Annotated in this window: 5 protein-coding genes; 1 reads left to right on the forward strand and 4 read right to left on the reverse strand. The window is 38.6% G+C overall.

What is annotated here, in order from left to right; genetic code table 11:
* Positions 1 to 30 precede the first annotated feature (30 nt).
* Positions 31 to 1257: a type II secretion system F family protein gene (locus H5203_RS22265; RefSeq protein ID WP_182820355.1), complete on the reverse strand. Its 1227-nt coding sequence runs from the start codon at positions 1255 to 1257 to the stop codon at positions 31 to 33.
* 151 nt (positions 1258 to 1408) lie between these two features.
* Here H5203_RS22265 and H5203_RS22270 point away from each other — a divergent pair, with 151 nt between their 5' ends.
* On the forward strand, positions 1409 to 2017 hold the full coding sequence (locus tag H5203_RS22270) for a fimbrial assembly protein (protein WP_182820356.1): 609 nt from the start codon (positions 1409 to 1411) through the stop codon (positions 2015 to 2017).
* Here the strand turns inward: H5203_RS22270 and H5203_RS22275 are convergent.
* The 3 genes from H5203_RS22275 to nadC form a co-directional block, all read right to left on the reverse strand.
* On the reverse strand, positions 1998 to 2429 hold the full coding sequence (locus H5203_RS22275) for a prepilin-type N-terminal cleavage/methylation domain-containing protein (protein ID WP_182820357.1): 432 nt from the start codon (positions 2427 to 2429) through the stop codon (positions 1998 to 2000). The two genes, H5203_RS22270 and H5203_RS22275, sit on opposite strands and share 20 nt — an antisense overlap.
* A 9-nt stretch (positions 2430 to 2438) precedes the next feature.
* Positions 2439 to 2858, reverse strand: coding sequence for a prepilin-type N-terminal cleavage/methylation domain-containing protein (locus H5203_RS22280; RefSeq protein WP_182820358.1), 420 nt, complete (start codon positions 2856 to 2858; stop codon positions 2439 to 2441).
* 536 nt (positions 2859 to 3394) lie between these two features.
* Positions 3395 to 4240, reverse strand: coding sequence for a carboxylating nicotinate-nucleotide diphosphorylase (nadC, locus tag H5203_RS22285; protein ID WP_145235208.1), 846 nt, complete (start codon positions 4238 to 4240; stop codon positions 3395 to 3397).
* Positions 4241 to 4700: the final 460 nt, after the last annotated feature.

Here is a 4700-nt window from a genome sequence, read left to right on the forward strand (position 1 = left end):
CTTACAGCTTACAGCTTACAGCTTACAGCTTTATATAACCGACCCAAGTTGGAAAATAGGTAAGTACATGGCAATAATTAAACCGCCAACCAGTACGCCGAGTACCGCCATAATAAGTGGCTCTAATAGGCTTGATAAACCATCTACTGCATCATCAACTTCTTGCTCATAAATAGTAGCGACTTTTGCTAGCATGCCATCTAAAGAGCCTGACTCTTCACCTATGGCTACCATTTGTATCACCATATCTGGGAATATTTTTGAGTTGCGCATCGCCCAGTTCATTTGATTACCCGAGCTTACTTCAGCTTTTATATCTAAAATAGCATAACGATAAACCGCGTTACCTGAAGCTCCAGCAGCAGAATCAAGTGCATCAACTAGCGGTACACCTGCCGCAAAGGTGGTCGAAAGCGTACGAGCATAACGTGCCACTGCAGCTTTGTTTAAAATCATACCAATTACCGGCATTTTTAAAATAGCGCGATCGGTGGCATCGCGTAGTTTTTTACTTTTTAGTAGTGCTTCTTTATAAGCGTAACCAAAACCAAAGAGCGCAATCAATATAATCCACCAGTATTCTTGCATAAACTCAGAGATGGCAATGACCATTAAAGTAAATGCAGGGAGTTCTGCACCAAAACCAGCAAAAATATCTTGAAATTGTGGCACTACAAAAATAAGCAGGATTGAGGTTACGATTAAAGCCACTACTAATACAGCAATAGGGTAGAACATGGCTTTTTTAATTTTTGATTTCAGTGCTTCTGACTTTTCTTTATAAAGGGCAACGCGGTCGAATATTTTATCCAGCGCGCCAGATTGTTCACCAGAGGCAACTAAATCACAATATAAGTCATCAAAATAACGAGGGTGTTTACGCAGTGCATCAGATAAAGCACCACCGGCTTTCACTTCATCGCCGACGGTTTCCATTAACTTTGCAACGCTTTTGTTTGTTGAGCCGGTACCAATCATTTCGATTGATTGAATAAGTGGTACGCCCGCCATTAACATAGTGGCAATTTGCCGCGTAACTAAAGCAATATCTTTTGCTGTAATTTTCTGCATACGTGCGCCAAATAAAGGTTTGGCTTTACGTTTAACTTTTGATGGCGTGATGCCTTGTTTACGTAATTGGGCTTTGACTAAAGCTATACTCATCCCATTCATTTCACCTTCTAAACGTTTCCCTCGGGCGCTTACACCAACCCATTCGAAGGTATCTTGTCCTTTTTTATCTGTTTCTTTAGCCATTACTTTATTCCGAATTACGTTTAGGAAATAAAAAATTATTATACTCTATAGTAGCCAGCTTTAACTGCTTAAACAATTGATTCGATAAACTTAAGCTGATTAAATAGGCAAAATTCGATTTGCTTCTTTTTTGGGGGATAGAAAAGTAAAAATGAACGCTATTTATCTAAAAAAACTAAAATGGTCTGGTTTGCATTTTTTTCTCGGGTTACTTGTATTATCGATTGCTGGTTTTTATATTTATTCTCAGTGGTTTTATGCAGGTAGACATTACTTAACAGACTTAGCTGGACTTGCCGGAATCATTCTATCAATTGATTTAATTCTCGGGCCGGTGCTTTGTTTTTGGTTATTATCGCCAATAAAAACAAGAAAAGAAAATATCACTAACCTGATACTTATTGTATTTCTACAATTAACTTCTTTGGGTTATGGAGTAAAGCAAATTGACAGTCAGCGCTTAGCTTATATTGTGAAATGGCAAACATCATATTTTGCAATACCAAAAGGGGATGCTAGAGGTGAGTATACATTCGAGGGTTTTTATTCGTTTAATGAACCAGCTGTTGGCACTAAAAACCGCCCATTGTACGACAAGTTAATTGGCCAATCGATTCCACCAATAGAAATGAATGAGTTTTTTCAATCAACAGATTTTGCAACTGAGTGTAAAACAATATGTGGAGTAATCACCAAGAATGGCATTGTTAATATTACAAAAATAAACGGTGTACTTACCTTTAACAAGTCCCTTCACTAATGCATGTACTTGCTGAAGATAACTCCCATTGGAGTTGATTTGCATTTATACTCGCAACCATGATGTAAGTATCACCAGTAGTTGATATTGAAGCTTCACTGCTTGCAGTGGAGGTTATTTTATAGCTACCTGCTGTGTTAGAAATCTCAATGTTAGCAATAAGCTTAGGGGCGAGGTAATCTGATTTACTGGCACCTATCTTACTGAAAGAGTCACAATTATTGAGCGTCTCTCTAGTATAAAAACAAACTTCAACGGCTCGTTGTAGGGCATTACTAGCTAGTACTACTTCGGTAAATTTGGCGCGTTTATAGTGGTTATTATAAGCAGGAAGAGCTAATGACACCAAAATCCCCATAATGGCGATGGTAATCATTAGCTCTATTAATGAAAAGCCAAGGCTTTTGTTCATTTTAAATAATTAACAGAGGCCTAAGGCAACACATGAGCCTGTTTGAGCCCATGTTAATGAACCTGAAGCAGGTGTAGGAGTTAAAATATAAGTTGCATCGTCTACCGATTTTTCACCTGTTGCAGTAACTACGCTGTCTGCTACCGCAACGCTTTTCACATGTTCACCAGCTGCAGCGCCTGCAGAAAGCCCTATATCGGCACCAACAGCACATTTAGTAAGATCACCAGCTCCACGAGTTTGATAGCATACGTCTACTAAGCCTTTAGCTGAAGATGCCGCAAGTACAACTTCAGAAAAACGTGCTTTTTTAGTGTAAGTTTGGTATTGCGGTAATGCGATAGCAGCAAGAATACCGATGATTGCGATAACAATCATTAATTCAATTAGGGTAAAACCCTTTTGACTTTGTTGTGTCATTTTTTCCATGTTCCTCTCCTAAAGGATAGTGTTTTTTGTAAGCTAAATAAATTATGTTAGTAAAGTGTGTAATCACGTTAGCTATTGTAACTGCTTTATCTTACGGTTTTTTTAAAATCGTTAAATTACTAATATCTAACCCAGTGCCTATCTAAATAATGCTGGATAAGTTTTAGCAACTATTAAAATTACTCTGTTAGATCTACTTTAGCACTAAAACAGCTGATTGAAAGCGGCTTTAACTGCATTTCATCGAATTTTAAAAACTTTCTTCACCCACTACTTGGTATTAATGTTGTTTATTTTACTTACAGCTTTCATCAAAGTAGCCGTGCGGTATAAAACAATACCTGAAAGTAGTTCTTTAGAATTGGTTGAAAGTTAATTTATTCATCCTAGAGGCTTACATTAGCACTGTTTTGTATTATATGAAGCACTAAAATTAACATTTTGTTACAGTGTAAGCCTTTCGGCGTATTTAATGCTTTTTTAATCAGTTTGTCAACGCATTAGGGAAACATAATATTTGTTATTTAGTTTGATTATTACTCAAAGCGCATTGATAAATCGATTGACTGTAAATTTTTTGTAAGTGCCCCGCTGGATATAAAATCGACCCCAGCCTGTGAGTAGGTGCGCAGTGTTTCTAAGGTCATATTACCCGAGACTTCTAATTTAGCGCGCTTATCGGTCAGTACCACTGCTTGTTGAATTTGCTCAACGCTAAAGTTATCCAGCATTATAATATCAGCACCGGCTGTAATGGCTTGATCTAGCTCAATAAGTGATTCGACTTCTACTTCTACTGGTTTAGTTGGATGATTAAGTTTTGCTTGCGCTACGGCTTTATCGATGCCACCGCAGGCGGCAATGTGGTTTTCTTTAATTAAAAACGCATCAAATAAGCCAATGCGATGATTTGCGCCACCGCCACATTTGACCGCGTACTTTTGTAATGCACGTAGGCCCGGAATTGTTTTACGGGTATCGAGTAGTTGGGTGTTGGTGCCACTGAGTTCTTTTACATAATGTGCTGTGGTGGTTGCTGTACCTGACAAGGTTTGTACAAAATTAAGTGCGGTACGTTCGGCTGTTAAAATAGCGCGGGCAGAACCTATTGCTGTAAATAAGGTATCGTTAGCTTTAACTGTATCACCATCATTTACCAATACATTAACTGCTACACTCGGATCAACTTGTTTGAATACTTCTAAGATAATGTCTTTTCCGCAAAACACGCAATCTTCACGGGTGATCACTTTGGCATTAGCGTGCTGCGCCGCTGGAATTAATTGCGCGGTGATGTCGCCTTGTTCGGCTGTTTGGTAATTTAAATCTTCATCAAGGGCAAGTTTAACCAATTGGCTTAAAAGGCTGTGTGGGATAGACATTATAAAAGCTCATTATAATTAAGAAATTGCACAAATTTTACATGGTTTGAAAGTGAAAGAGAAGGCTGAAGCTATAAGTTTGATTAGGTTCTAGGTTCTAGGTTTTAGGAAGTGACTAGGTGCTAGGGCATATTCGAAGTTCGTCGTTCGAAGCCCGTGGCATTTGTTCTTCTCATTCACTTCTCTTTGTGCAAAAGTCTTTTAGTGATTTATTCACCACAGAGATCATCGAGCTCACAGAGGAAAACCAATAGGTAATAGTGATTAACTTTACTTTTGTCTTCTCGGTGTAGCAAAGCGCCTCGGTGGGCTCGGTGGTTAAATAGTGTGTCTGTGTAAATGTAAAAACAGTCGCGAGGTAAACTCGCTGCTACCAATGCGTAGGTGCGGGTTTACTCCGCGCAATTAAAATTTATTCACAAAGAGGATAAGAGGCGCTGCGCTTTAGAGGAAAATAGGA

The sequence above is a fragment of the Pseudoalteromonas sp. SG41-1 genome (assembly GCF_014164575.1).
Lineage (GTDB): Bacteria > Pseudomonadota > Gammaproteobacteria > Enterobacterales > Alteromonadaceae > Pseudoalteromonas > Pseudoalteromonas rhizosphaerae.